Here is a 1,490-nt window from a genome sequence, read left to right as displayed (position 1 = left end):
ACAAGTCATAAGGATAAAGACGGAAATGAAATTCCAAACTATCCAACAGAAGATGGCGACCAACCTAAGAAAGATATCCCAGGCTACCGCTTCGTAGAGACTAAGAAACTTCCAAATGGCGATGTAGAACACGTCTACGAAAAAGTTAAGACATCATTCAAGGATAAAGACGGAAATGAAATTCCAAACTATCCAACAGAAGATGGCGACCAACCTAAGAAAGATATCCCAGGTTACCGCTTCGTAGAGACTAAGAAACTTCCAAATGGCGATATCGAACATGTATACGAGAAGATTTCAACTCCACTTATTCCTCAAACAGAGCCATATAGTCCAACACCAACACCAGTTACAGAAAAAGTATTAACAACATTTGTAGATGAAAATGGTGAATTGATTATTCCAGATGAAAATGGATCACATCCAGGTAAGCCATTAGAAGGTTATGAGTTAGTACGTACAGAAACAGATGCTAATGGAAATGTTCGTAATGTTTACCGTAAGATCCAATCTCAAAAACCAGTACAACCAGTTGAGCCAGCTACTCCAGCAATGCCTGAACAGCCAGCTAAACCTCAAGTACCGGCTACTCCAGCACAACCAGTACAACCAACAGCAGTCAAAGAAGCTGAAGGTAAGCGTGAATTGCCAAATACTGGTACAGAAGACAATGCTAGCCTAGCAGCCCTTGGACTTCTCGGAGTATTGAGTGGATTTGGTCTTGTAGCTCGCAAGAAAAAAGAAGACTAAGCTTTCTAATTGATATGATTTGTTTGCAATGACATATCTGCTTAAAACTGATGAATCGAAATGATTCATCAGTTTTTTGCTTATAAAAATATGTAAAACTAGTTATACAAAAATGTAAATTATAAAAACTATAAATGAATTGCATATATTGGAATTCATGAACTTGATAATGGTAATGTTTCTTAAGAGTTACTATGTCAAGGAAATAAATTATTAATTTTATTGATTTTAATCAAAGGATATGGTATTATGAGACTGTATGCTAGATACGTTTTTGTGATATAAAAAATATGCACATATTTACCATAATACGATGTTTTTTGTATCAATGACATTGAAAGCAAAATAAAAACAAGGAGGTTGTGAGTCTCATGAAAGGCAAACAACAAGATTTTCGAACGGAGAAGTACATTCGTTACGGTATTCGTAAGTATAGCTTTGGAGCAGCATCAGTAGCCATTGCAGCTGGTTTGATGTTCCTAGGCAATGGTGCAGTATCAGCAACGGAAGTTCAAGGTGCTGAAACATCAGTAGCTGCAGCTACTGCCCCAGCAAATCAAGCGGATTCTAATAAAGAGAAGGAAGCCGTTAAGCCAGAAACTAAAGTAGAGGAAGCTAAACCAGAGGTTAAAGCAGAAGAAGCTAAAAAAGTAAATAAAGCTGTCCTTGAAGCAAGTATTGCTACTTTGGAGTCTAAACTTTCAACTGCTAAATACGCAGATGCTACAGTAGTAAGTTCA

The 1,490-nt window shown here is 37.0% G+C and carries 2 protein-coding genes; both read left to right on the top strand.

Translation table 11 applies throughout. The features are described from left to right. A partial coding sequence (locus OCF95_RS09740) for a MucBP domain-containing protein (protein ID WP_261105332.1) occupies positions 1-750 on the top strand: 750 nt, incomplete at its 5' end. Between the two features lie 371 nt (positions 751-1,121). Beyond that, a partial coding sequence (locus tag OCF95_RS09735; protein WP_261105331.1) for a YSIRK-type signal peptide-containing protein occupies positions 1,122-1,490 on the top strand: 369 nt, incomplete at its 3' end.

Source organism: Streptococcus mitis (genome assembly GCF_946188615.1).
GTDB lineage: Bacteria > Bacillota > Bacilli > Lactobacillales > Streptococcaceae > Streptococcus > Streptococcus mitis_BZ.
This window is presented reverse-complemented; position numbering and strand designations above follow the sequence as displayed.